The 23,440-nt window shown below is 72.1% G+C and carries 18 protein-coding genes; 2 read left to right on the top strand and 16 right to left on the bottom strand.

All coding sequences use genetic code 11. From position 1 onward, the window contains the following. Positions 1 to 7: 7 nt before the first annotated feature. The 8 genes from topA to bldG all read right to left on the bottom strand — a co-directional run bounded on the left by topA (position 8) and on the right by bldG (position 12,814). Positions 8 to 2,836 carry a type I DNA topoisomerase gene (gene topA / locus MQP27_RS47315; RefSeq protein WP_242777580.1) on the bottom strand — a complete coding sequence of 943 codons (2,829 nt, stop codon included), beginning with the start codon at positions 2,834 to 2,836 and terminating at the stop codon, positions 8 to 10. A gap of 243 nt (positions 2,837 to 3,079) precedes the next feature. Then, positions 3,080 to 3,277 carry a hypothetical protein gene (locus MQP27_RS47310; RefSeq protein WP_242777578.1) on the bottom strand — a complete coding sequence of 66 codons (198 nt, stop codon included), beginning with the start codon at positions 3,275 to 3,277 and terminating at the stop codon, positions 3,080 to 3,082. A 148-nt stretch (positions 3,278 to 3,425) separates the two neighbouring features. After that, positions 3,426 to 6,416 carry a serine/threonine-protein kinase gene (locus MQP27_RS47305; protein WP_242777576.1) on the bottom strand — a complete coding sequence of 997 codons (2,991 nt, stop codon included), beginning with the start codon at positions 6,414 to 6,416 and terminating at the stop codon, positions 3,426 to 3,428. 205 nt (positions 6,417 to 6,621) lie between these two features. Beyond that, positions 6,622 to 8,148 (bottom strand): DUF7059 domain-containing protein, encoded by a 1,527-nt coding sequence (locus tag MQP27_RS47300; protein ID WP_242777574.1) that lies wholly within the window; start codon positions 8,146 to 8,148, stop codon positions 6,622 to 6,624. A 138-nt stretch (positions 8,149 to 8,286) separates the two neighbouring features. Beyond that, positions 8,287 to 8,877: a small secreted protein gene (locus tag MQP27_RS47295; RefSeq protein WP_242777572.1), complete on the bottom strand. Its 591-nt coding sequence runs from the start codon at positions 8,875 to 8,877 to the stop codon at positions 8,287 to 8,289. Positions 8,878 to 9,155: 278 nt separating this feature from the next. Beyond that, complete coding sequence (locus MQP27_RS47290) at positions 9,156 to 11,564, bottom strand: sodium-translocating pyrophosphatase (protein WP_242777570.1); 2,409 nt, start codon at positions 11,562 to 11,564, stop codon at positions 9,156 to 9,158. Between the two features lie 326 nt (positions 11,565 to 11,890). Continuing rightward, on the bottom strand, positions 11,891 to 12,322 hold the full coding sequence (locus MQP27_RS47285; RefSeq protein WP_242777568.1) for an ATP-binding protein: 432 nt from the start codon (positions 12,320 to 12,322) through the stop codon (positions 11,891 to 11,893). A gap of 150 nt (positions 12,323 to 12,472) precedes the next feature. Next, a complete protein-coding gene (gene bldG, locus MQP27_RS47280; protein WP_003975386.1) occupies positions 12,473 to 12,814 on the bottom strand; it encodes an anti-sigma factor antagonist BldG in 342 nt (113 codons plus the stop codon). Positions 12,815 to 12,975: 161 nt separating this feature from the next. Here bldG and sftH point away from each other — a divergent pair, with 161 nt between their 5' ends. Then, positions 12,976 to 15,486 carry a DEAD/DEAH box helicase gene (gene sftH, locus MQP27_RS47275; RefSeq protein WP_242777566.1) on the top strand — a complete coding sequence of 837 codons (2,511 nt, stop codon included), beginning with the start codon at positions 12,976 to 12,978 and terminating at the stop codon, positions 15,484 to 15,486. Here sftH and MQP27_RS47270 read toward each other — a convergent pair. From MQP27_RS47270 to ssd, 7 genes are all read right to left on the bottom strand, one after another. Further along, positions 15,389 to 15,862, bottom strand: a complete 474-nt coding sequence (locus MQP27_RS47270; RefSeq protein WP_372511468.1) for an Rv3654c family TadE-like protein — start codon at positions 15,860 to 15,862, stop codon at positions 15,389 to 15,391. The genes sftH and MQP27_RS47270 overlap by 98 nt on opposite strands. 53 nt (positions 15,863 to 15,915) lie before the next feature. Further along, complete coding sequence (locus MQP27_RS47265) at positions 15,916 to 16,284, bottom strand: TadE family type IV pilus minor pilin (RefSeq protein ID WP_242777564.1); 369 nt, start codon at positions 16,282 to 16,284, stop codon at positions 15,916 to 15,918. Next, complete coding sequence (locus tag MQP27_RS47260) at positions 16,271 to 16,480, bottom strand: DUF4244 domain-containing protein (protein WP_242777562.1); 210 nt, start codon at positions 16,478 to 16,480, stop codon at positions 16,271 to 16,273. The genes MQP27_RS47265 and MQP27_RS47260 overlap by 14 nt, the downstream gene beginning before the upstream one ends. 76 nt (positions 16,481 to 16,556) lie before the next feature. Then, on the bottom strand, positions 16,557 to 17,345 hold the full coding sequence (locus MQP27_RS47255) for a type II secretion system F family protein (protein ID WP_242777560.1): 789 nt from the start codon (positions 17,343 to 17,345) through the stop codon (positions 16,557 to 16,559). A gap of 337 nt (positions 17,346 to 17,682) precedes the next feature. Next, positions 17,683 to 18,603: a type II secretion system F family protein gene (locus MQP27_RS47250; protein ID WP_242777557.1), complete on the bottom strand. Its 921-nt coding sequence runs from the start codon at positions 18,601 to 18,603 to the stop codon at positions 17,683 to 17,685. Then, positions 18,596 to 19,771 (bottom strand): TadA family conjugal transfer-associated ATPase, encoded by a 1,176-nt coding sequence (locus MQP27_RS47245; protein ID WP_242777555.1) that lies wholly within the window; start codon positions 19,769 to 19,771, stop codon positions 18,596 to 18,598. The genes MQP27_RS47250 and MQP27_RS47245 overlap by 8 nt, the downstream gene beginning before the upstream one ends. Further along, a complete protein-coding gene (gene ssd, locus MQP27_RS47240) occupies positions 19,768 to 20,877 on the bottom strand; it encodes a septum site-determining protein Ssd (protein ID WP_278197343.1) in 1,110 nt (369 codons plus the stop codon). Before ssd ends, MQP27_RS47245 begins: the two co-directional genes overlap by 4 nt. A 570-nt stretch (positions 20,878 to 21,447) precedes the next feature. Between ssd and MQP27_RS47235 the strand changes: the two genes are divergently transcribed. Beyond that, complete coding sequence (locus tag MQP27_RS47235) at positions 21,448 to 22,293, top strand: HAD family hydrolase (protein WP_242777551.1); 846 nt, start codon at positions 21,448 to 21,450, stop codon at positions 22,291 to 22,293. A gap of 321 nt (positions 22,294 to 22,614) precedes the next feature. On the opposite strand, the gene MQP27_RS47230 is transcribed toward MQP27_RS47235, so the two are convergent. Then, positions 22,615 to 23,439, bottom strand: a complete 825-nt coding sequence (locus MQP27_RS47230; protein WP_242777549.1) for a Fic family protein — start codon at positions 23,437 to 23,439, stop codon at positions 22,615 to 22,617. Position 23,440 lies beyond the last annotated feature (1 nt).

Below are 23,440 nucleotides of genomic sequence, written 5' to 3'. Positions count from 1 at the left end.
AAGCGCCTCAGTCGTCCGACGCCGCCGCCTTCGAAGCCGTCGCCTTCTTCGCGGCGGTGGTCTTCTTGGCGGTCGTCTTCTTCGCGGCCGTCGTCGTCTTCTTCGCCGCGGTCTTCTTGGCGGCCGTCTTCTTGGCCGGGGCGGCCTTCTTCGCGGGCGCCTTCTTCGCCGTCTTCTTGGCGGGCCCCTTCGCCCGCTTCTCGGCGAGGAGTTCGAAGCCGCGCTCCGGGGTGATCGTCTCGACGCTGTCGCCGGAGCGCAGGGTCGCGTTGGTCTCCCCGTCGGTCACGTACGGCCCGAAACGGCCGTCCTTGACCACCACCGGCTTCTCGCTGACCGGGTCGGTGCCCAGTTCCTTCAGCGGCGGCTTGGCGGCCGCGCGACCGCGCTGCTTGGGCTGCGAGTAGATCTGCAGCGCCTCTTCGAGGGTGATCGTGAAGAGTTGCTCCTCGGAGGTGAGCGAACGCGAGTCCGTGCCCTTCTTCAGGTACGGCCCGTAGCGCCCGTTCTGCGCGGTGATCTCCTGGCCCTCGGCGTCGGTGCCGACGACACGCGGCAGGGACATCAGCTTGAGGGCGTCCTCAAGGGTCACGGTGTCCAGCGACATCGACTTGAACAGCGAGGCCGTACGCGGCTTGACGGCGTTCTTGCCGGTCTTCGGGGTGCCCTCGGGGAGCACCTCGGTGACGTACGGGCCGTAGCGGCCGTCGCGGGCGATGATCTGGTGGCCGGTCTCCGGGTCGGCGCCCAGCTCGAAGTCGCCGCTCGGCTTGGCGAGCAGCTCCTCCGCGAGCTCGACAGACAGCTCGTCCGGCGCCAGGTCCTCGGGCACGTCGGCCCGCTGGTGGTTCTCGGAGTCCTTCTCGCCGCGCTCGATGTACGGGCCGTAGCGGCCGACCCTGAGCACGATGCCGTTGCCCACGGGGAACGACGACACCTCGCGCGCGTCGATCGCGCCCAGGTCGGTCACCAGCTCCTTGAGACCACCGAGGTGGTCCCCGTCGCCGTTGCCGGCCTCGGCCGCGCCGCCGGTGGCCGTGCCCTCACCGAAGTAGAAGCGCCGCAGCCACGGCACGGACTGCGCCTGGCCGGCCGCGATGCGGTCGAGGTCGTCCTCCATGCGGGCGGTGAAGTCGTAGTCGACGAGCCGCCCGAAGTGCTTCTCCAGGAGGTTGACCACGGCGAAGGACAGGAAGGACGGGACGAGTGCCGTGCCCTTCTTGAAGACATAGCCGCGGTCGAGGATCGTGCCGATGATCGAGGCGTACGTCGACGGGCGGCCGATCTCGCGCTCTTCGAGCTCCTTGACCAGGCTGGCCTCGGTGTAGCGGGCCGGGGGCTTGGTGGCGTGCCCGTCGACCGTGAGCTCCTCGGCGGTGAGCCGGTCGCCCTCGGCGACCTGCGGCAGCCGGCGCTCGCGGTCGTCCAACTCGGCGTTCGGGTCGTCGGCGCCCTCGACGTAGGCCTTCAGGAAGCCGTGGAAGGTGATCGTCTTGCCGGACGCGCTGAACTCGACGTCCCGGCCGTCGGCTGCCGTGCCGCCGATCTTGACGGTCACGCTGTTGCCGGTCGCGTCCTTCATCTGGGAGGCGACGGTCCGCTTCCAGATCAGCTCGTAGAGCTTGAACTGATCGCCGGTCAGGCCGGTCTCGGCAGGCGTGCGGAAACGATCACCCGAGGGGCGGATCGCCTCGTGCGCCTCCTGCGCGTTCTTGACCTTCCCGGCGTACGTCCGCGGGCTCGACGGCAGGTAGTCGGCACCGTAGAGCTGGGTGACCTGGGCGCGGGCGGCGGTGATCGCGGTGTCGCTCAGGGTCGTGGAGTCCGTACGCATGTAGGTGATGAAGCCGTTCTCGTACAGCTTCTGGGCCACCTGCATGGTCGCCTTCGCGCCGAAGCCGAGCTTGCGCGAGGCCTCCTGCTGGAGGGTCGTCGTACGGAACGGGGCGTACGGCGAGCGGCGGTACGGCTTGGACTCGACCGAGCGGACGGCGAACCGCGTCTGCTCCAGGGCGGCGGCCAGGGCGCGGGCGTTCGCCTCGTCGAGGTGGAGGACCTGCTCGCTCTTGAGTTGTCCCAGGGAGTCGAAGTCGCGGCCCTGCGCGACCCGCCTGCCGTCGACGGTCTGGAGGCGGGCGACCAGCGACGACGGGTCCGACGGATCCCCCGCGCGGCCGGTCGCGAAGGTCCCCGTCAGGTCCCAGTACTCAGCAGAACGAAACGCGATCCGCTCGCGTTCCCGCTCCACGACGAGTCGTGTGGCGACCGACTGGACGCGGCCGGCCGACAGCCGGGGCATGACCTTCTTCCACAGGACCGGCGAGACCTCGTAGCCGTAGAGGCGGTCGAGGATGCGGCGGGTCTCCTGGGCGTCGACCAACTTCTGGTTCAGCTCGCGCGGGTTGGCCACGGCGGCCTGGATCGCGGCCTTGGTGATCTCGTGGAAGACCATCCGCTTGACCGGGACCTTGGGCTTGAGCACCTCCTGGAGGTGCCAGGCGATGGCCTCGCCCTCGCGGTCCTCATCGGTGGCGAGGAAGAGCTCGTCGGAGTCCTTCAGCAGGTCCTTGAGCTTCTTGACCTGGGCTCGCTTGTCGGCGTTGACCACGTAGATCGGCTCGAAGTCGTGCTCGACGTCCACGCCGAGGCGGCGGACCTCGCCGGTGTACTTCTCCGGCACCTCGGCGGCGCCGTTGGGGAGGTCGCGGATGTGCCCGACGCTCGCCTCGACGACGTAACCAGGGCCGAGGTAGCCCTTGATCGTCTTCGCCTTGGCAGGCGACTCGACGATGACGAGTCGGCGGCCGCCGTGTGCGGTCTCGCTGGTCGGGGACAACTTCGCTCTTCTCTCCGGTCGACACTGGGTCTGCCCGGGTTTTGCCCCGGGGTCATGTCATGGTGACGCTGCGGAGTGTGACGGTACATCCCGCCCCCGTGTCAAACGGGAAAAGCCCGCAACGGCCACTCGAACGGTAACCCGAGTCGCGCCATTCCTGCCGCCCGGAGTGGTCAGCGGCTATTTCGCGCCCATCCGGAGGAGCGCCTCCCAATTATCCGGGCCGCAGCTCGGGGGCGGCTTTCACATGCGGGTGAAGCACCATGCGCCGAGGGTCAGCGCGATCACCGACGCGAGGCCCGCGAGGGTCGCCGATGCGACGGGGTTCACACCGTGGGCGACGGGTTCGCCACGCCGTACCCGGGTCGCGGTCCACACCAGCAGCGCGCCGCCGAACAGGGCGAACACCACTCCCGCGAAGATCGCCGGTCCGCTCTCCATGGCTGCGCGTGCCCCTTTTCTACCCGTCCGCGAGTGCCCCGCCCCGGGAGACTGGCACGCACGGGAGACAGCCGGGCGAACCGGAGGTGAACGCGGAGCCGACGCGGCTGTGGACCGCCCCGCCCGCCGGGCGGCTTCCGGGTCCGGCTCAGACCGAACCCGGCGCAGGTATCTTTCCGGTCGTCTGCTTGCCGTCGGACCGGCCCACCGTGCAGACCGCCTTGTCGAAGCCCAGGTCCCAGTCGTGCTGGTCGGCCACCCAGCCGTATACGACATGCCCGGGATCCGGTGCCCAGGTCGACTCGAATTTGTTGCTGCACAGCTTGTTCGCGTTGTCGATGCCCTTCTTGTAGCTCATTTTGTCTGGGGCCTGAACCGCCCCTATGACCTGGTAGTTGTGGAGTTTGGCGCAGTCGGTGAGCGGTGCTTTGTACTGGTCGCCGACCTGCTTGTAGACCCAGCAGTCACCCACGCTCATCTGGCCGACCCATAGATCCGAGCCCTCGTCCCGGAAACGGCCCACCTCGCCGCCTATCGCGGCATGCCGCCCCAGTACGAGACACGCCGTACCGCCCTTGGCCGCGGCGAACCCCTCCTTGGTCGGCAGGACCGCGTATCCGCCCGCGTCGGGCAACGCGTCGGCGATGGCCCGGCTCTGGTTGTCGCAGCGTTTGGCGCCCTGGGCGCGGGCGTCGGCGTAGTCGGTGGCCGTGTCGATGCCGACGACCTGGCCGTCCGGCCACTTGTCGGGACTACAGCTCACGACGCCCAGGTTCGGCGCCGACTTGAACGGCGTCCCCGTCCAGACCGCCTTCACACAGTCGCCGGTCTGCAACGGCTCGCTGAGCCCGACCACGCTGCCGTACGGCAGCACGGGCCCGGTCGGCGACGGCGACTTCCGCGACGCGCTCGCCGACGGCGATTTCTTGGTGGTCGCGCTGTTCTCCCCACCGCCGCCGCTGGTCAGCGAGTAGAACCCCCACGCTCCCCCGGCCAGCAGCAGTACGGCGGCGACGACCAGCGCCACGATCGCCCACTGCTTCCTCCCGGACGGCGGACCGGGCGGACCGGATGGGCCGGGCGGGCCGGATGGGCCGGGCGGGCCGGATGGGCCGGGCGGGCCGGATGGGCCGGGCGGGCCGGGCGGTGACTTCGGAGACGGGAAGGACGGGCCGCCGATGCCGGGGGCGGTGGGGGCGGCGGCCCAGTTGGCGCCCTGGGCGCCGGTGCCGTACGGCGACGGTCCGCCACCGGATCCCGGCGAACCGGTGGCGTACGGAGACGGGGTCCCTGAGCCGGGGGCGCCGGTGGCGTACGGCAAGTTCGGCCCCGAGCCGGGGGTGCCGGTGGCGTACGGAGACGGCGGCCCTGAGCCCGGGGTGCCGGCGCCGGTGCCGTACGGCGACGGTGTGGCCGCTCCGCCCGCATACGGCGGCGATTGGGCGCCGGCGGGTCCTCCCCCGCCCGGAGTCGCCGGGCCCTGGGCATAGGGATTGGCCGGAGCAAAGGGATCCCGTGGCGCGGGCTGCCGCCAGACGTCGTACGCCGGCGAACCGGGCGCCCCGGCCGGCGTGTCGGGAGCGCCGCCCGGGGTGTGCGGCGTGTTCGGCGTCGGCGGAGTTCCTGGCGTCTGCGGAGTGCCGGGTGCGCCTGCCCCGCCGCTCCAGCCACCGGGAGGAGAACTCGCGACGTACCCCGGCGGTGGGCTCTCGCCGCGCCCCGCGCGCGGGCTGTCGCCGTACTCCGGTCGCGGGCTGTCGCCGTGACCTGGCGGTGGGCTGCCGCCGTAACCCGGTGCCGGGCTGCCGCCGTATCCCGGAGACGGGCTGCCCACGTACCCCGGAGGCGGGTTGTCGCCGTATCCCGGAGACGGGCTGCCCGCATTCCCCGGAGGCGGGTTGTTGCCGTATCCCGGAAGCGGGTTGCCCGCATTCCCCGGAGGCGAGCTCCCGACGTACCCCGGAGGCGGGCTCCCGACGTACCCGGGCGGCACGCCTTCGGCCCCGGCTCCCGCAGGCGTCCCCGGCCCGCCCGGCGCCGCGCTCCCACCGGCTCCCCGCTGCCCTTCCGGCGTCCCCGCTCCGAAGGCGTCACCCGGCGGCCCGAACCCGCCCGGCGCGGCGCCATAGCCGGCTGCCGCCGCCGCAGCAGCAGCCGCAGCGCCCGCGGCGCCTGCCGCACCCGCCGCCCCGGCCGCCCCCGGCCCCGCACCCCAGCCAGGCTGCGCTCCAAGCCCCCCGCCCGGCGCACCGAACCCCGTACCCCCCGCCGCCCCCTGCACCACCCGCTCCAGCCCTCGCGTCACCGTCTCCGGCGAAGACCTCCGGACGGGGTCCTTCACCAGCAACCCCTGGAGTACCGGCGCCAGTTCGCCCGCCCTCAGCGGTGGGGTGGGTTCCTCGCCGAGCAGGGCCGTGAGGGTCGCGTAGTCGCCGTGGCGGTCGAAGGGGCCGCGGCCCTCGACCGCGGCGTACAGCGTGGCGCCCAGGGAGAAGAGGTCGGCGGCCGGGGTCGGCGGTTCGCCACGCGCGCGTTCCGGAGCCAGATAGCCCGGTGTGCCGAGGATGCCGGCCGTGGCGGTGAGGCGTGGCTCGCGGGACTCGGGCTGGAGGGCGATGCCGTAGTCGGTGAGCAGCACGCGCGCGTACGGGTCGCCCGAAGCGTCCGACGCCAGAAGGATGTTGGCCGGTTTCACATCCCTGTGGAGGATGCCGATCCGGTGCCCGGCGGTCAGCGCGTCGAGCACGGCGAGCCCGATCCGGGCCACCTGGGCGGGCGGCAGCGGCCCGGAGCGTCGTACCACCGCCTGGAGGTCGATCGCGTCCGGCACGTACTCCATGACGATCCAGGGCAGCCCCTCGTGCACCAGCACGTCGTGCACCGTCGCCACGTGCGGATGCCCGCGCAGCCTTGCCGCGTGCCGGGCCTCGCTGCGGGCCCGGGCGATGCGCTGCGCGGGCTCCGCCGCGTCCGTCGGCATGTCCGGGAGCGCGATCTCCTTCAGCGCGACCTCGCAGGCCAACTCCTCGTCGTGCGCCAGCCATACGCGGCCCATGCCGCCCGCGCCGAGCGTCCGCAGCAGCCGGTACCGGCCGTTGATGACCCTGCCTTCGCCCTGCTCCGGCGTCTCCCCCGCCATCGTGCCTCCCCCGAGACAGCGCGCCTCCCCCGAGGACGCGTGGAACCTGTCTCTCGAAGGTAGCTTCGCACGTACCACTGACAGGAGGCCTTTTCGGCATCAATCCCACCAGACCGGACACATGGGCATCAGAGGTGCGGGCGCGCCCCAGCCGTGACGCAGGCCCGTCCGCCGAGGGCATGACACCTCCGGCGCACCCCGGACGTCACGCCGGCTCCAGGAACCCCTGCTCCACCAGCAGCCTGATCTGCGCCGGAGTGCGGTCGCGCAGCAACACCGGGTCCTCGCCGACCAGTTGGGCGATGGCGTCCAGGATGCGCCCCGCGCTCAGCGAGCCGTCGCACACGCCCGCGAAGCCCGCGCCGACCGTGTCCACCTTGGTGGCCCGGCGCATGCCGCGGTTCTGGCGCAGCACGACGTGCTCGGGGTCCTCGGCTCCGGGCAGCCCGACCTGTTCCTGGACGATCTCGGAGGCGAGCCTGAAGTGCGCCTCCAGCAGGGCCGCGTCGTCGTGCGCCCGCAGGTAGTCCAGGCGGTCGAAGTGCGCCCGTACCGTCTCGCCGAGCGGCTGCTCGACCGGGTGCGGCCACTCCTCGACCGTGACCGAGGGCACGGCCGCCCCCGTACGGCGCAGGGTGATCCAGCCGAAGCCGACCGCCTTCACCTTGCGCGCCTCGAACTCGTCCAGCCAGGCGTCGTACAGCGCCTGGTACTCCGCGGGATCCCCGCGGTGGTCACCGGCGTCCCGCAGCCACAGCTCGGCGTACTGCGTGACGTCCTGCACCTCGCGCTGCACGATCCACGCGTCGCAGCCACGCGGCACCCACGACCTGAGCCGGTCCTGCCAGTCCTCCCCCTCCACGTGCTGCCAGTTGGCGAGGAACTGCGCGAACCCGCCCTCGTTCAGCCGTTCCCCCGCTCCTTGAACGATCGAGCGGCACAGATCGTCCCCGCCCATTCCGCCGTCGCGGTAGGTCAGCCGCGCACGGGGTGAGATCACGAAGGGCGGGTTCGAGACGATCAGGTCGTACGTCTCCCCGTCGCGCAGCGGCTCGAAGAGCGAGCCCTCGCGCAGGTCGGCCGCCGGTGCTCCGGACAGGGCCAGTGTGAGGGCGGTGATGTGCAGGGCACGCGCGTTGACGTCGGTCGCCGTCACGCGCGTGGCGTGCCGGGAGGCGTGCAGCGCCTGGATGCCGGAACCGGTGCCGAGGTCGAGGGCGGCCGGGACGGGCGTACGGACGGTGATGCCGGCGAGGGTCGTGGACGCGCCGCCGACGCCCAGGACGACGCCCTCCGCGCGGCTGCCGATGCCGCCGGCCCCGCCGACGGCACAGCCCAGGTCGGACACGATGAACCAGTCCTCGCCGTCGGGCCCGCCGTACGGCCGTACGTCCACGGTCGCGGCCACCTCGTCGGCACCGACCCGGACCAGCCACCCGCTCTCCAGACAGGCGTCGACCGGCAGAACGGCCGCCACGCGCGCGGGCGGCACGGGCTGCTGCAGCAGGAACAGCCGTACGAGCACCTCGAGCGGCGTGTCCCCGCGAGTCGCCCGGAGCGCGGGCACGGTCTCGCTGCGGGCCAGCGCCGCGTACGCGGGGGCACCGAGCAGTTCGAGCAGCCCGTCGGCGGTGAAGGACGCCCCGAGCAGGGCGTCCCGCAGCCGGGCGGCGACGTCGGGTCGGCCGGAAGCGGGGACAGCGGGCAGGGCAGGCAGAGTGGAGTCGCTCACGCCCCCATTGTGTCGCCAACCACTGCGCACACGGCCCGCAGCGCCGAGCACCATCGAACAAGGCCGCCCCACAGCCCCGGGTACCGCTTCACGCGGCCGGCCTGACAGCGCCGGGCGCCCGCTTCACAAGGGCGGTGCTCAGCTGCCGGTCGCCGACGCCGACGCGGATGCCGACTTGCAGCTCGGCTGCTTTGCCATCGCCTTGCCGACGTCGCCCTCCTCCAGGGTCTTCAGCGCGTCGTTCCCGCTCTGGCTCAGCTTGTCCAGGGAGGTGGCGATGTCCTTGAGGCCGTCGGCGAACTTCGCCTGGTCCTTGGTGTTCAACTTGTCGACCTGCGTCTTCAGCGAGGCGTACGCGGCGGAGATGTCGTTGAGCTCCTTGACCGCGTCCTGCTGCTTCTTCGCACCGTCGTCGACGTTCGGCGCCCCGGCGTTCTGGACCGCGGACCCGATCGCCTTGTAGGCGTCGGACATGTCCTGGAAGGCCTGCGCGTCGGTCTTCTGGACCGCTTCCGGCGTGCTGTTGTCCGAGGTCTGCTGCTGGATCGCGGCATTGGCGGCCTCGATCTTCTTGGCCTGCGGCTGTACGCCGTCGCAGACCTGCTTGGCCCAGGCGTCCAGCTTGTCGTTGCCGTTGTCGCTGCTGCATCCCGACAGCGCCAGTACCAGTACCGCACCGCCGGACAGTGCGGCCGCGAGCTTCTTGTTCACCGGTTTGGTCCCTTCCATGGCTCTCGGCCCCGGAACATACACGGCGCACCGCCGTCAACCGCATGCCGAGCATCCACTAAGGAACCTTTTGAAGCCATTTGCACCAGGCGAGAGAAGGCTCACCGTGAGGCTGCACACATACCGCGCGCGGACACGGAAACGGGCGGGCGACGCGCCAACGCGCGCCTCCCGCCCGCCCTTTGGGCCGAGCCTCGCGGAACCGCCCCGACCTGGTCTCGCAGAACTGCCCGGACCTGGTCTCGTAAGAACGCCCGGACCGGGTGTCGTAAGACCGTCTACGAAACCACCGCGGGGTCCGTCGAATTGGCCACCCGCTCGTTCTTGCCCTCCTCGTCGCCGACGGCGATTCCGCGCCGCTTGGAGACGTAGACCGCCCCGACGATGACGATCAGCGCGACGATCGCGATCGCGATCCGAACGCCGAGGTTCTTGTCGTCGCCGTAGGAGAACTTGATCACCGCGGGCGCGATGAGCAGCGAGACCAGGTTCATGACCTTCAGCAGCGGGTTGATCGCGGGCCCGGCGGTGTCCTTGAAGGGGTCGCCGACCGTGTCGCCGATCACCGTCGCGGCGTGGGCCTCGCTGCCCTTGCCGCCGTGGTGACCGTCCTCGACGAGCTTCTTGGCGTTGTCCCACGCGCCACCGGAGTTGGCGAGGAACACCGCCATCAGCGTGCCCGTGCCGATCGCGCCGGCCAGGTACGAGCCGAGGGCGCCGACACCGAGCGTGAACCCGATGGCGATGGGCGCCATGACCGCCAGCAGACCCGGCGTGGTGAGCTCCCTGAGGGCGTCCTTGGTGCAGATGTCGACGACCTTGCCGTACTCCGGCTTCTCCGTGAAGTCCATGATCCCGGGCTTCTCGCGGAACTGCCGGCGCACCTCGTACACCACCGAACCCGCCGACCGCGACACCGCGTTGATCGCCAGCCCCGAGAAGAGGAAGACGACCGCCGCGCCGGCGATGAGGCCGACGAGGTTGTTGGGCTGCGAGATGTCCATCGAGAGGCTCAGCGGCGCGCCCGCGCCGGTGAGTTTCTCGCCGACGTCGTGCACGTTCGTCGTGATCGCGTCACGGTACGACCCGAAGAGCGCCGACGCCGCCAGGACGGCGGTGGCGATGGCGATGCCCTTGGTGATGGCCTTGGTCGTGTTGCCGACCGCGTCCAGGTTGGTGAGCACCTGGGCGCCGGCGCCCTCGACGTCGCCGGACATCTCGGCGATGCCCTGCGCGTTGTCGGAGACCGGGCCGAAGGTGTCCATGGCGACGATCACGCCGACCGTGGTGAGCAGGCCGGTGCCGGCCAGGGCCACCGCGAACAGCGCCAGCATGATCGACGTACCGCCGAGCAGGAAGGCGCCGTAGACGCTGAGGCCGATCAGCAGGGCGGTGTAGACGGCCGATTCCAGACCCACCGAGATACCGGCGAGGACGACGGTGGCCGGGCCGGTCAGCGAAGTCTTGCCGATGTCCATGACAGGGCGGCGGTTGGTCTCGGTGAAGTAGCCGGTCAGCTGCTGGATGACCGCCGCCAGCAGGATGCCGATGCCCACCGCGACCACCGCGAGGATCCGCGGGTCGCCGTCCTTGGCCTTGATGGCGGCATCGGTGACGCCGTCGAGGTCCGCGTACGTGGACGGGAGATAGATGAAGACGGCCGCCGCCACCAGCGCGAGCGAGATCACCGCGGAGATGAAGAAACCGCGGTTGATGGCCGACATCCCGCTGCGGTCCGCACGGCGCGGGGCCACGGCGAAGATGCCGATCATGGCGGTGATCACGCCGATCGCGGGCACGATCAGCGGGAAGGCGAGTCCGGAGTCGCCGAAGGCCGCCTTGCCGAGGATCAGCGCGGCGACCAGGGTCACGGCGTACGACTCGAAGAGGTCGGCCGCCATGCCCGCGCAGTCGCCGACGTTGTCGCCCACGTTGTCGGCGATGGTCGCGGCATTGCGCGGGTCGTCCTCCGGAATGCCCTGCTCGACCTTGCCGACCAGGTCGGCGCCGACGTCGGCGGCCTTGGTGAAGATGCCGCCGCCGACACGCATGAACATCGCGATGAGGGCGGCGCCGAGGCCGAAGCCTTCGAGCACCTTCGGCGCGTCGGCCGCGTACACCAGCACCACGCACGAGGCGCCCAGCAGACCGAGCCCCACCGTGAACATGCCGACGACGCCGCCCGTACGGAAAGCGATCTTCATTGCTTTGTGCGAGACGGCGGTGAGATCCTTTTCCGGCTCACCCTCCGCCGGGGTCGCTTCCCGTGCCGCCGCCGCGACACGCACATTGCTGCGCACTGCCAGCCACATGCCGATATAACCGGTGGCCGCCGAGAACGCCGCGCCGATCAGGAAGAAGATCGATCGGCCTGCCCGCTGATTCCAGTCGTCCGCGGGCAGCAGCATGAGCAGGAAGAACACGACCACGGCGAATACGCCGAGCGTGCGCAGTTGCCGGGCCAGATAGGCGTTGGCGCCTTCCTGCACGGCTCCCGCGATCTGCTTCATGCTGTCGGTGCCCTCGCCCGCCGCGAGTACCTGGCGCACCAGGACACCCGCGACCACGAGGGCAGCCAGCGCGACGAGCCCGATGACCATCACGATGATCCGGTTGTCGTCGGTCAGGACTGCGGCTGCGAAGGTTGTGGGGTGGTCAAACTGATGAGGGGTAGAAAGCCCCGCCATTCGTCCTCCTTGACGCCTGTGCTGAGCTCAAGATGTGGACGGATTCTAGGTACCGCATGCTGATCAAAACAGTCCACGGTAAACGGAATTGGCCTTCACATGCTCTTCAGCAAATGATCGACGTCACGCCACAGAACCCGAAAGTGGTAATGCCTCAAAGCCATTGACGCCGACATTTACTTGATCGAATTATCCGGTGATTGATCGTGAAGGAATTCACGAAATCCATCGCACCTGACCAATGTAGGTGCGCGCTCCAGTGCGCCGACATGCCGAAGGGCCCTACGAGGTAGGGCCCTTCGGGTACAGACGTTCAGTGGTGGGGCTCAGGGAAGCACCGCGCTGGGCGGGGCGGTGGGCCAGGTCATCCGGATCTGCCCGCCGTTCTCCCCGGCGGTGACCTCGACGTCGTCGACGAGGCCGCTGATGACCGCGAGGCCCATCTCGTCCTCCTCGGCCTCCAGGTCGTCGCCCGCCGCGCCCGGCGCCCGGTCTCCCGGGGCGATACGCGGCGCCTCGTCGCCGACCTCGATGGAGAACTGCTTCTCCTCCTCGATCAGCTGCACCTTGACCGGCGCGGTGATGCCGGCGTTCTGGTGCAGTCCCACGGCCCGCGTGCAGGCCTCGCCGACGGCGAGTCTGACTTCGTCGAGGACGGCCTCGTCCACTCCGGCCCTGCGCGCCACCGCCGCCGCCACCAGCCGTGCGGTCCTGACGTGCTCGGGCAGCGCGCTGAAGCGGAGTTCAACGGTGGCCATGCATCCCCCTCGGAACTACGGGCGTGCTGTCGGGGGACCGGGCCGCCGAAAGCCCGGACCCCCTGTTGGTACTGCTTCCGTCCTTCTTCCAACCGTCTTCCGACCCGGAGCGGTCCTGTCCCGCTCCCTGTGGGCCGGTCGATCAGTCGGTCAGTCGGTCGCCGCCACCGCTTCCTCGACCGAGGTGTGGATCGGGAACACCTTGGTGAGGCCGGTGATGCGGAAGATCTTCAGAATGCGCTCCTGGTTGCAGACCAGGCGCAGCGAGCCCTCGTGGGCACGCACGCGCTTCAGGCCGCCGACCAGCACGCCGAGCCCGGTGGAGTCGAGGAAGTCGACGCCCTCCATGTCGACGACGAGGTGGAAACTCCCGTCGTTCACCAGCTCGACCAGCTGCTCACGCAGCTTGGGCGCGGTATATACGTCGATTTCGCCACCGACCTCGACGACCGTACGATCGCCGACGGTACGGGTCGACAGGGACAGGTCCACGGATCCTCCAGCACCTTGCTACTCGAGCGGTCGCCCCTCGGGACACCTCGGCAGAGCCCCCGGAACGGTTCGCCAGCCGCGATGGCATTCAATCACTTACGGCAGGCGTGCACGACGCCTTGGTCCCATTGTCCGTCACGCCAGTGACACACTCGGTGCCGATGGCCAAGAATCACCGATCCGATCGATCCCCGACGGACCCCGTCTCCCGGCTCGCGCCGGGCACGGTCCTGGGCCGGCTCGCCTCCGGGCCGAGCCGGGCTTCGCGCATCACTCATACGGAGCACTTGCCCCCGCGCGCGGGCCGCCATGCCGTCTGGCCTGACCGGATTCGTTCGGAGGTCGTCGCCGCCGTCCAGGAGTGCGGCATCGAGCACCCCTGGGCCCACCAGGCGCTCGCCGCCGAGCACGCGCTGGACGGCGACTCGGTGGTCGTCGCGACCGGCACCGCGTCCGGCAAGTCCCTCGCGTATCTCGTGCCCGTCCTCTCCACGCTCCTGGACGGCTCCGAGGCCCCGAACGGCCGCGGCGCCACGGCTCTCTACCTGGCCCCCACCAAGGCGCTCGGGGCCGACCAGCGCAGATCCGTGAAGGAACTTTCACAACCTCTGGGAAATGCGGTACGCCCCGCGGTGTACGACGGCGACACCCCGTTCGAGGAACGCGAGTGGGTCCGCCAGTACGCCAACTACGTGCTGACCAACCCGGACATGCTGCACCGGGGCATACTCCCGTCCCACTCCCGCTGGTCCTCCTTCCTGAAGGCCCTGAAGTACGTCGTCATCGACGAGTGCCACACCTACCGGGGCGTCTTCGGCTCCCACGTCGCCCAGGTGCTCCGCCGCCTGCGCCGCCTCTGCGCCCGCTACGGGGCCTCCCCGGTCTTCCTCCTGGCCTCCGCGACCGCCGCCGACCCGGCCGTCGCCGCGCGCCGCCTCACCGGCCTCCCGGTGGTGGAGGTCGCCGACGACGCCTCTCCACGCGGTGAACTGGTGTTCGCCCTCTGGGAGCCCCCGCTCACCGAGCTGCAGGGCGAGAAGGGCGCGCCGGTCCGCCGCACGGCCACGGCGGAGACCGCCGACCTCCTCACCGACCTGACCGTGCAGGGCGTGCGCTCGGTGGCCTTCGTCCGCTCCCGGCGCGGCGCCGAGCTGATCTCGGTGATCGCCCAGGAACGCCTCGCCGAGGTCGACCGCTCCCTGGCCCGGCGCGTGGCGGCATACCGCGGCGGCTACCTCCCCGAGGAGCGCCGCGCCCTCGAACAGGCCCTCCACTCCGGCGAGTTGCTGGGCCTCGCCGCCACCACCGCCCTCGAACTCGGCATCGACGTCTCCGGCCTGGACGCGGTGGTGATCGCCGGCTACCCGGGCACGCGCGCGTCCCTGTGGCAGCAGGCGGGCCGCGCCGGCCGGGCCGGACAGGGCGCCCTCGCCGTCCTGGTGGCCCGCGACGACCCCCTGGACACCTTCCTGGTCCACCACCCCGAGGCCCTCTTCGACCAGCCGGTGGAGTCCACGGTCCTCGACCCCGACAACCCGTACGTCCTCGCCCCGCACCTGTGCGCGGCGGCGGCGGAGTTGCCCTTGACGGACGAGGACCTGGACCTCTTCGGCCCCGCCACGGAGGACCTGCTGGGCCAGCTGGAGGCCGCGAAGCTGCTGCGCCGCCGTACGAAGGCCTGGCACTGGACGCGCCGGGAACGGGCCGCCGACCTCACCGACATCCGCGGCGAGGGCGGGCGTCCGGTCCAGATCGTCGAGTCCGGCACGGGCCGCCTGCTCGGCACGGTCGACGCGGGCGCGGCGCACACGACCGTCCACGAGGGCGCGGTCCACCTCCACCAGGGCCGCACGTATCTCGTCCGGTCCCTGGACCTGGAGGACTCGGTGGCCCTGGTGGAGGAGGCGAACCCCTCCTATTCAACGGTCGCCCGCGACACGACCGCCATCTCCGTCCTGGAGACGGACGTCGAAGTCCCCTGGGGCGAGGGCCGGTTGTGCTACGGCTCCGTCGAGGTCACCAACCAGGTGGTCTCCTTCCTGCGCCGCCGGCTCATCACCGGCGAGGTACTGGGCGAGACGAAGCTCGACCTCCCCGCCCGCACGCTGCGCACCCGCGCGGTGTGGTGGACGGTCACCGAGGACCAGCTCGACGAGGCCCGCGTCAACCCCGAGATCCTCGGCGGCGCCCTGCACGCCGCCGAGCACGCCTCGATCGGCCTCCTCCCGCTCTTCGCTACCTGCGACCGCTGGGACATCGGAGGCGTCTCGATCCCGCTCCACCCCGACACCCTCCTCCCCACGGTCTTCGTGTACGACGGCCACCCGGGCGGCGCGGGCTTCGCTGAGCGCGCCTTCCACACGGCCCGCACCTGGCTGACGGCCACCCGCGAGGCCATCGCCTCCTGCGAGTGCGAGGCCGGCTGCCCGTCCTGCATCCAGTCCCCCAAGTGCGGCAACGGCAACGACCCACTGCACAAGCGGGGGGCGGTGCGGCTGCTGACGGTGCTCTTGCGGGGGGCGCCGGAGGAGAAGGACGGGGGGCCGTCGGTTCCGGGCGAGCCCGGGGAGGGCGTCAGGGAGCCGTCGGTGCAGGTGGCGCCGTCCGGAGGGGGCCCGGAGGAGGTGGGGCCGACGCCGGATCCGGCCCCGCGGGTCCCGCCCGTGCCCTGACCTCCGCCGCGAACGGGCCCCGGCCCGACGCCGCCGTCACGTCCGAGATCTCGCCCACGACCACGCACCGCACCAGCCGCACGCCCTGCGCCTGAGCCACCCGGCCGGCCCGGGCGCACGCCGCCGTACTCCCGTCCGCCCAGTGGTCCGCCGCGGCGAGCGCCGCGAGATCCGCACCGCCGGCGGCCCGGTGCCGGACCACCACGGCCTGCCCCAGCGCGAGCACGATCCCGAAGACCACACACAGCACGGCGATCGCACCGAGGCTCCAGACGGTGGCGGAGCCTCGGTCGGAACGCCATCGGGAGGCGACGCGGTCGACGCGACCGGCACGCCATGAGGAAGCGGCGCGGTCGGTCCGCCATGAGGAGGCGATACGTCGGCCTCCGCGAGGCGCGGTCGTCCAGCGGGGTCCCGAAGCCGCGCCCCTCACGGCACCCTCACCCCCACCGTCTCCTCCGCCGACGCCACGGCCTCCTCCCGTACCTCGAAGGGCAGCGCGTGCAGGGCCGGTGGTCTCGCCGTGACCGTCACCCGGACCTGGTCGCCCTCCCTGCTGACCGTGACCTTCGCGCCACGCGGTGCCGCCCGCCTGGTCGCCTCCACGACCGCGTCGGCCGGATCCTGACGGGCCGCCGCCCGGGCCCCCGTCCTCGCCGCGTCCACGCACTGGATCTGCGCGGCCACCACCAGCAGCCCCCACACCAGCGCCGTCGCGAACATCACCAGCACGGGCAGCACCACCGCCGACTCCGCCGTCACGAACCCCCGGTCCGTGCCTCGCTCACACCGGCCCATCGAGCGCCCGCCTCACGATGTCCTCCAGCTCCGCGCTGACGGCCCCGCTCGTCACCACCTTGTAGAGGACCACCGCGAACGCCACCGCCGCCACGATCCCCATCGCGTACTCGGAGGTGACCATCCCCGCGTCCCTCCGTGCCGCCCGCACCCTGCACACCAGGGCACGCAGCCGCGCCCGTACCGCCTTGTACATCTCAACCCCCGTGAGGTTCCGTTCCGTTGGATTTCGTCGTCGAGTCGTCGTCCGCTGCCCGTTCAGCCCCGTGTCGTCATCCGGCACCCCCTCCCAGCACGCCGCCAGCGAGCCCGATCACCACGGGCAGTACGCCGACCGCGATGAAGGCGGGCAGGAAGCACAGCCCCACCGGGACGGTGACCGTGACGGCCGCCCGCCGTGCCCGTGCCGTCGCCGCGCGCCCCCAGTCGGCCCGGGCCTCGCCGGCCAGCCGGGCCACCGGTCCCGCGGCCGGGAGCCCCGACACACCGGCCCGCTCCAGTAGCCGGGCCAGGGCCCCGGCCCCCGGCAGCGCGGCCAACCTCCGCCAGGCCTCGCCCGGTTCACCGCCCAGCCGCACCTCGGCCGCGCCCCGCGCCAACGCGTCCCCGACGGGACCGCCGAGCGCCTCGCCCACGGCCTGAGCGGCGACCACCAAACCGGCCCCCGCGGCGATACAGGCGGCCAGCAGATCGGCTGCAAGCGGAAGTTGCCGAGCCGCCTCACCGGAGTCGACCGCACCCGCGACGACCGCGTCAGCCTGCTTACGCCGCCACCGCCAGAGCCCGACCGCGCAGGCCAGTCCGACGATCACGCCACCGATCCCACCGACCAACACCCACCCGGCACCCACCACGCCCGCGAGAGGCGCCCACCGCCGTGCGGCCTGAATCCCCTCGGCCCGCCGACCGGCCGCCGTCACCTCGGCAAGCGCCACCAACTCGGCCAGCCGCCGCCGAACCCTCCGCTCCCGCCGCACCCCTTCCACCCACCGAAGCAGCCAGGCGAGGGCCAGCAACACCCCCACGCCCACCCCCAGCCTGTGGACAACTTCCGCACTCACAACGACCCCTTTCCTCAACCCGTCCGACCCTCACCACAACCACACCGACCGCAGCCCATCGGCCTCGCTCCGCCGCGTGCCCAGCCCATCGGCCTCGCGCCGCCGCGTGCCCAGCCCATCGGGCCTTCGCCGCCCGCATGCCCAGCCCATCGGCCTTGCGCCGCCCGCGCGCCCAGTACCTCCCGCCCTCGCCGACCTCACGCCAGCTCGCCGCCCAACTCCCACCGCGTCGCCGACCTCAGCCCGTCGCCCCAGACCGGCCAGCCCACCTCGACCCGCCCAAGTCCCGCCGCCGCGCGCCCACCTCGACCCCCCGAAGTCCCGCCGCCGCGCCCGCCTAGGCCCGGCCCACCCAAGTCCCGCCGCGCTCACCCCGGCCCACTCGCGCACCCCCGTCCTCACACCGCCTCCGCCCCCGCACGATCCGCATCGCCCACCACACCCCCAACCCCTCCAGCAGCCCCCCGACCAGCAGGCACCCCATCCCCGCCCCCGTATGCAGCAGGACATGCAGCGGGTCGGCCCCCAGTGCCGCGCCGAGCAGCAGGCCCACCGCCGGCAGGGCCGCGAGCATCAGTGCCGTCGATCGGGCGCCTGCCAACTGCGCGCGCAGATCGGCCCGTTGGTCCCGTTCCGCCCGCAGTGCCGCCGCCAGTCGGTCGAGGCCGGCCGCGAGGCCCGCGCCCTGGTCGACCGCCACCCGCCAGCACGCCGCGAGGCCCGAGAGTCCTTCGGCGCCCGGCTGCCGTGCCGCCCCGGCGAGCGCGCCGGGGACGTCGCCGCCGAACCGGGCCGCCGCCAGCACCGCCGCCTGCGCCTCCCCGAGCCCGTCGGAGTCCCGTGCGGCCCGCAGCAGCGCCTCCTCCGGCTGCCGGCCGGCCCGCACCTCCCCGGCGACCGCCCCGCACAGCGCGATCACCGCGTCCGCGCGCCGCTCCCGGGCCCGCCGAGCCTCCCCGGCCAGCCGCAACCGTCGCAGCACCGGCACTCCGGCCGCCCCCGCGACGACCGGCACCACCGACGCGCCCAGCACCGCCAGCACCAGCCCGGCGGCCACCGCCCACCATTCGGGCCTCAACCTGCCCCGGACCCGCCGCAGTTTCCGGACCGTCTCCTGCCAGGAAGGGGGCCCGCTCCCGACCTCCCCTCCGCCCGCGAGCATCAACTCCGCCCGCCGGGCCCCCGAGTGCCACCCGCCGAGCAGCAGAACCGCGGCCCCGACGCACAGCACAGCCGCCCCCATCGCCGTCTCACCCATGTCGTCCCCCTTCGAAGAACTCGCCCCGAAGCAGCCCCCGCAGCCGCTCCCACCCCCGCTCGTAGGCGAAGGCCTCCGCGCCCCACCGCAGCGCCGGCACCGTCCGCACCAGCCCCGCCGGGTCCCGTTCCAGCACATGCACCTCGGCGATCCGCCGACGCCCGGACCGGTCCCGTACGAGATGCAGGACCACCGACAGAGCTGCCGCCAACTGGCTGTGCAGCGCGGCCCGGTCGAGGCCGGCCGCCGTGCCGAGCGCCTCCAGGCGGGCCGGTACGTCGGCGGCGGCGTTGGCGTGGACCGTGCCGCAGCCCCCTTCGTGGCCGGTGTTCAACGCGGCCAGCAGATGGACCACTTCGGGCCCGCGCACCTCACCCACGACCAGCCGGTCCGGCCGCATCCGCAGCGCCTGCCGCACCAGGTCCTGCAGCGTGACCAGGCCCGCGCCCTCCTGGTTTGCCGGTCTCGACTCCAGCCGTACGACGTGTGGATGGTCCGGCCGCAGCTCCGCCGAGTCCTCGGCGAGCACGATCCGCTCCCCCGGGCCGACCAGCCCGAGCAGCGCGCTCAGCAGCGTCGTCTTGCCGCTGCCGGTTCCGCCGCTGATCAGGAAGGACAGGCGGGCGTCGAGCAGTGCTCGCAGGACGCGGTCCCCGCCCGGCGGCACCGTTCCCGCCGCGACCAGTTCGGCGAGCGTGAAGGCCCGCGGTCGTACCACTCGCAGGGACAGGCAGGTGCAGCCCACGGCCACCGGTGGCAGCACCGCGTGCAGCCGGGTCCCGTCGGGCAGCCGGGCGTCGGCCCAGGGGCGGGCGTCGTCCAGGCGGCGTCCGGCCACGGCGGCCAGGCGCTGCGCGAGGCGTCGTACCGCTGCCGCGTCCGGGAAGGAGACGGCGGTCAGCTCCAGGCCGCCGCCCCGGTCCACCCACACCCGGTCGGGTGCCGACACCAGTACGTCGGTCACCGACGGGTCGGCGAGGAGCGGCTCCAGGGGGCCGCTGCCGACCAGCTCGGAGCGCAACTGCCGCGCCGCTCCGAGCACTTCCGCGTCACCGAGCACCCGGCCCTGTTCGCGCAGCGCCTGCGCCACGCGCGCGGGGGTGGGCTCCGCCCCGCTTTCGACGAGCCACTGCCGTACGCCGTCGAGAAGCCCGTCGGGCGCGCTCATGCCGCACCCGCTTCCAGCAGCGCCCGCTCCCAGAACTCCCTGCAGAAGCGCGCCAGCGGCCCCCGCCCGGCCCCGGGCGGCACCTTGCCCTCCCCCGGTCGCGCCAGCCCCGCCTCGACGGGCACCTCGCCGGCGAGCGGCAGTCCGAGCAGCCGGGCCACCTCGCGGTCGTCGAGCCCGGGGGCGTACGGCCCGCGTACCGCCACCCGCAGGTCCCGCACCACCATCCCCACGGCGGACGCCACCCGCCCGGCTGCTGCGACGGCGCGCAGCTCGCCGGGGACCACGAGGACCCCGAGGTCGAGCTGGGCGAGCGCCTCGGCGACCCCGTCATCGATACGGCGCGGGAGGTCGACCACGACCGTGCCGCCGCGCCGTCTGGCCGCCGCGAGCACCGCCCGCACGGCCTGCGCGGGTACGGCGATGCGGTCGCCGCGGTCCCAGCTGAGCACCCGCAGCGAGTGCAGCTCGGGCAGGGACTCCTCCAGCGCGCCGCCGCCGACCCGGCCCCGGGAGGCCGCGAAGGCGGGCCAGCGCAGGCCCTCCGCGGTCTCGCCGCCGAGGAGTACGTCGAGTCCGCCGCCCAGCGGATCGGCGTCCACGAGCAGGGTGCGCAGCCCCTCACGCGCGGAGGTGACGGCGAGGGCGCACGCGAGCGTGGACGCTCCGGCCCCGCCACGTCCTCCCATGACGCCGACGGTGAGGGCGGGCCGGCCGACGCCCTCGGCCACGTCGGCGATCCGGTCGACCAGCCACTGCTCGCCGTCCGGCAGCATCAGGACGTGGTCGGCGCCGATCTCGACGGCCCGGCGCCACACCCCGGAGTCGTCCTGGTCGCGGCCGACCAACACCACTCCCCGTCTGCGCGCGGCCCCGCGCACCCGCCGCGCCGCGTCGTCGCCGACCAGGACGAGCGGCGCGGCCTCCCAGCCGCCCGCGCGCTCCGGCACCGAGTGGTGGACCTCCGGTGTCGCCCCGGCCGCGGCGCACAGCCGCAGCAGGTCGTCGAGCAGCTCGACGTCCTCCGTGACGATCAGTGGTCCGGCCTGCCGCCCCGAGGCGGCCGGCGGTGGTTCCTGTGTGACGGCTCCGGCCACGGTGTCCATCCCCCTTCGCTGCAACTCGCCGGGCCCCTGCGGCCCCGCGATTCCCAAACATGTGAAGAACCGGCAACCGGCCTCCATATGAACGGCCGATAGGAACCGGCCAAACCCACCCGACTAACCGGATCCGCTCATGAACTCGGCGCGGCCGGGACGCGTTGGAATCACGGTGCAGCGATGTCGGAAATCGTGTGGATCTTGGTCGATAACTGTGGACAACTCGGCGGTTGTGAATATCGCCGTCACCCATACCGGTGAGCCCTGTACCGACCTCTGTGCGACTTCCGCAGAGCAGCGCCATCACTACGCACAGTGACGGATCATGTGCATGCAGAAGGGGCGGCCGCGGACGCCTCGGGACAGTCGTACGACCGCGCAAGGAGAGAGGGGAGAAGCGAAAACCCACCCGGACATGCGACGACCCCCACCGGGGGGGAGAGTGGGGGTCGTCTCCACGGCCGACTCGGGGGGGGAGGAGCCGGACCGGGTTAGCACGGTCGCGAACGATCCGTGACTTCCATGGTGTACCCGAGAGCCCTCTCAGGCAAACCCACGCGCCCCACCTTACGCCGAATGGGCTGCGCCTATGCTCGGGGCGTGGAAAACCACTCCTTGCCCCGCACAGCGGCCTTCTTTGACCTGGACAAGACGGTCATTGCGAAGTCGAGCACGCTCACGTTCAGCAAGTCGTTCTACCAAGGCGGGCTGATCAACCGCAGGGCCGCCTTGCGGTCCGCGTACACGCAGTTCGTGTTCCTCGTCGGCGGCATGGACCACGACCAGATGGAGCGCACGCGCGAGTACCTCTCGCAGCTCGTCCGCGGCTGGAACGTCCAGCAGGTCAAGGAGATCGTCGCCGAGACGCTGCACGACCTGATCGACCCGATCATCTACGACGAGGCCGCCTCCCTCATCGAGGAGCACCACACAGCCGGCCGCGACGTCGTCATCGTGTCCACCTCGGGCGCCGAGGTGGTCGAGCCGATCGGTGAACTGCTGGGCGCGGACCGGGTGGTGGCGACCCGCATGGTGGTCGGTGAGGACGGCTGCTTCACCGGAGAGGTGGGGTACTACGCGTACGGCCCCACCAAGGCCGAGGCGATCAGGGAACTGGCCGCCTCCGAGGGGTACGACCTGGACCGCTGCTACGCCTACAGCGACTCGGTGACCGATCTGCCGATGCTCCGGTCCGTCGGACATCCCCATGCCGTGAATCCGGACCGAGCACTGCGTCGCGAGGCACTCGCGCGCGGGTGGCCGATTCTCGATTTCCACCGCCCGGTACGGCTCAAGCAGCGCATCCCGGGATTCTCCGTACCGCCCCGCCCGGCCCTTGTCGCGGCGGCCGCCATAGGGGCCGCGGCGGCCACCGCGGGCCTGGTCTGGTACGCCAGTCGGCGCCGCGCCGCGACCATCTGACACACCAGTGTCCGTTTGAAACCAATTTGAGACTAAAAGTAAAGAAGTACAGCCAGGGGTTCCGCTTGCTTCGGACCTGGAGTACAAAGGGGTTAACGGCCCGCGAGACCAAGGACATCCGAGAGGATCACCTTAATAACGCATTTGGCCCCACGGACCGCGCATGAACGCCGGGCACCCACGCGACGTCGACCCGTCGATTACGGGCCAGCCGCACCAGGTCACGGGCGAAGTTCCCGACCTGATGGGCAACATATCGAGGACGCTTGGTAACCCGGTGGGCATGCCAGCGGCGGTACGAACTCTCGTACCGCCGCATCTCTATGCGGCGCCGCGCTGCAACGCCTCGCACACGGCCGTCGACTCGCGCACGCCCAGCTCGACCGCCCGGCCACAGTGGGCGATCCAGGCGGCCATGCCCTCCGGAGTGCCGGACACGTACCCGTCGAGCGCCGCCAGATAGGCCGCGCGGCCGAGTTCGGCGTGGCCGACCTCCGCCGGGCAGACCGACTTCGGGTCCAGGCCGCTGCCGACCAGGACGATGCGCTCGGCGGTGCGCGCGACCAGGCCGTTGTGCGACGAGAAGGGGCGCAGGGCGAGCAACTCGCCGTGGACGACGGCGGCCGTCACCAGGGCGGGCGCGGAGCTGCCCGCGACGACCAGTTCGGCGAGGCCCTCCAGGCGGCCGTGCGCCTCGTCCGCGCCCGGCAGCGGCAGCTCGATCAGCGGCTCGTCGACCGGCTCGCCGGCCTGCCGCGGGCGCCCGACCTCGTCCCGGTCGGTCGCCGCGGCCACCAGATGCAGCCGGGCCAGGACCCGCAGCGGCGACTGCCGCCAGATGGACAGCAGTTGACCCGCCTCGGCGGTCAGCCGCAGCGCCGCGCCCACCACGCGCGCGTCCTCGTCACCACTGAAGTCGGTACGCCTGCGCACCTCCTCCAGGGCCCAGTCGGAGCCGGACAGCGCCGCGGACCCGCGGGCGCCCCGCAGCGCCGCCTCGGAGGTGATCTCGTTGCTGCGGCGCCGCATGACCCGGTGCCCGTAGACCCGGTCCACGGCCTTGCGCACGGACTCCACGGACTCGGCCACCCCGGGCAGCGAACCCAGCGCCGCGAGCGGATCGGCGGTCGCACCTGTCGTACTCATG

Origin of the sequence: Streptomyces cylindrosporus, from assembly GCF_022698165.1 — a bacterium.
GTDB classification, from domain to species: Bacteria; Actinomycetota; Actinomycetes; order Streptomycetales; family Streptomycetaceae; genus Streptomyces; species Streptomyces cylindrosporus.
The sequence above is the reverse complement of the archived record's forward strand: the minus strand, read 5'-3'. Positions and strand labels throughout refer to the sequence as shown.

Excerpts from the sequence above, each read along its gene's own strand:
- MQP27_RS47310 (WP_242777578.1), bottom strand. The coding sequence starts at position 3,277 with ATGGAGAGCGGACCGGCGATCTTCGCGGGAGTGGTGTTCGCCCTGTTC.
- MQP27_RS47305 (WP_242777576.1), bottom strand. The coding sequence starts at position 6,416 with ATGGCGGGGGAGACGCCGGAGCAGGGCGAAGGCAGGGTCATCAACGGC.
- MQP27_RS47295 (WP_242777572.1), bottom strand. The coding sequence starts at position 8,877 with ATGGAAGGGACCAAACCGGTGAACAAGAAGCTCGCGGCCGCACTGTCC.
- MQP27_RS47290 (WP_242777570.1), bottom strand. The coding sequence starts at position 11,564 with ATGGCGGGGCTTTCTACCCCTCATCAGTTTGACCACCCCACAACCTTC.
- MQP27_RS47285 (WP_242777568.1), bottom strand. The coding sequence starts at position 12,322 with ATGGCCACCGTTGAACTCCGCTTCAGCGCGCTGCCCGAGCACGTCAGG.
- sftH (WP_242777566.1), top strand. The coding sequence starts at position 12,976 with ATGGCCAAGAATCACCGATCCGATCGATCCCCGACGGACCCCGTCTCC.
- MQP27_RS47265 (WP_242777564.1), bottom strand. The coding sequence starts at position 16,284 with ATGGGCCGGTGTGAGCGAGGCACGGACCGGGGGTTCGTGACGGCGGAG.
- MQP27_RS47260 (WP_242777562.1), bottom strand. The coding sequence starts at position 16,480 with ATGTACAAGGCGGTACGGGCGCGGCTGCGTGCCCTGGTGTGCAGGGTG.
- MQP27_RS47250 (WP_242777557.1), bottom strand. The coding sequence starts at position 18,603 with ATGGGTGAGACGGCGATGGGGGCGGCTGTGCTGTGCGTCGGGGCCGCG.
- MQP27_RS47245 (WP_242777555.1), bottom strand. The coding sequence starts at position 19,771 with ATGAGCGCGCCCGACGGGCTTCTCGACGGCGTACGGCAGTGGCTCGTC.
- ssd (WP_278197343.1), bottom strand. The coding sequence starts at position 20,877 with ATGGACACCGTGGCCGGAGCCGTCACACAGGAACCACCGCCGGCCGCC.
- MQP27_RS47235 (WP_242777551.1), top strand. The coding sequence starts at position 21,448 with ATGGGCTGCGCCTATGCTCGGGGCGTGGAAAACCACTCCTTGCCCCGC.
- MQP27_RS47230 (WP_242777549.1), bottom strand. The coding sequence starts at position 23,439 with ATGAGTACGACAGGTGCGACCGCCGATCCGCTCGCGGCGCTGGGTTCG.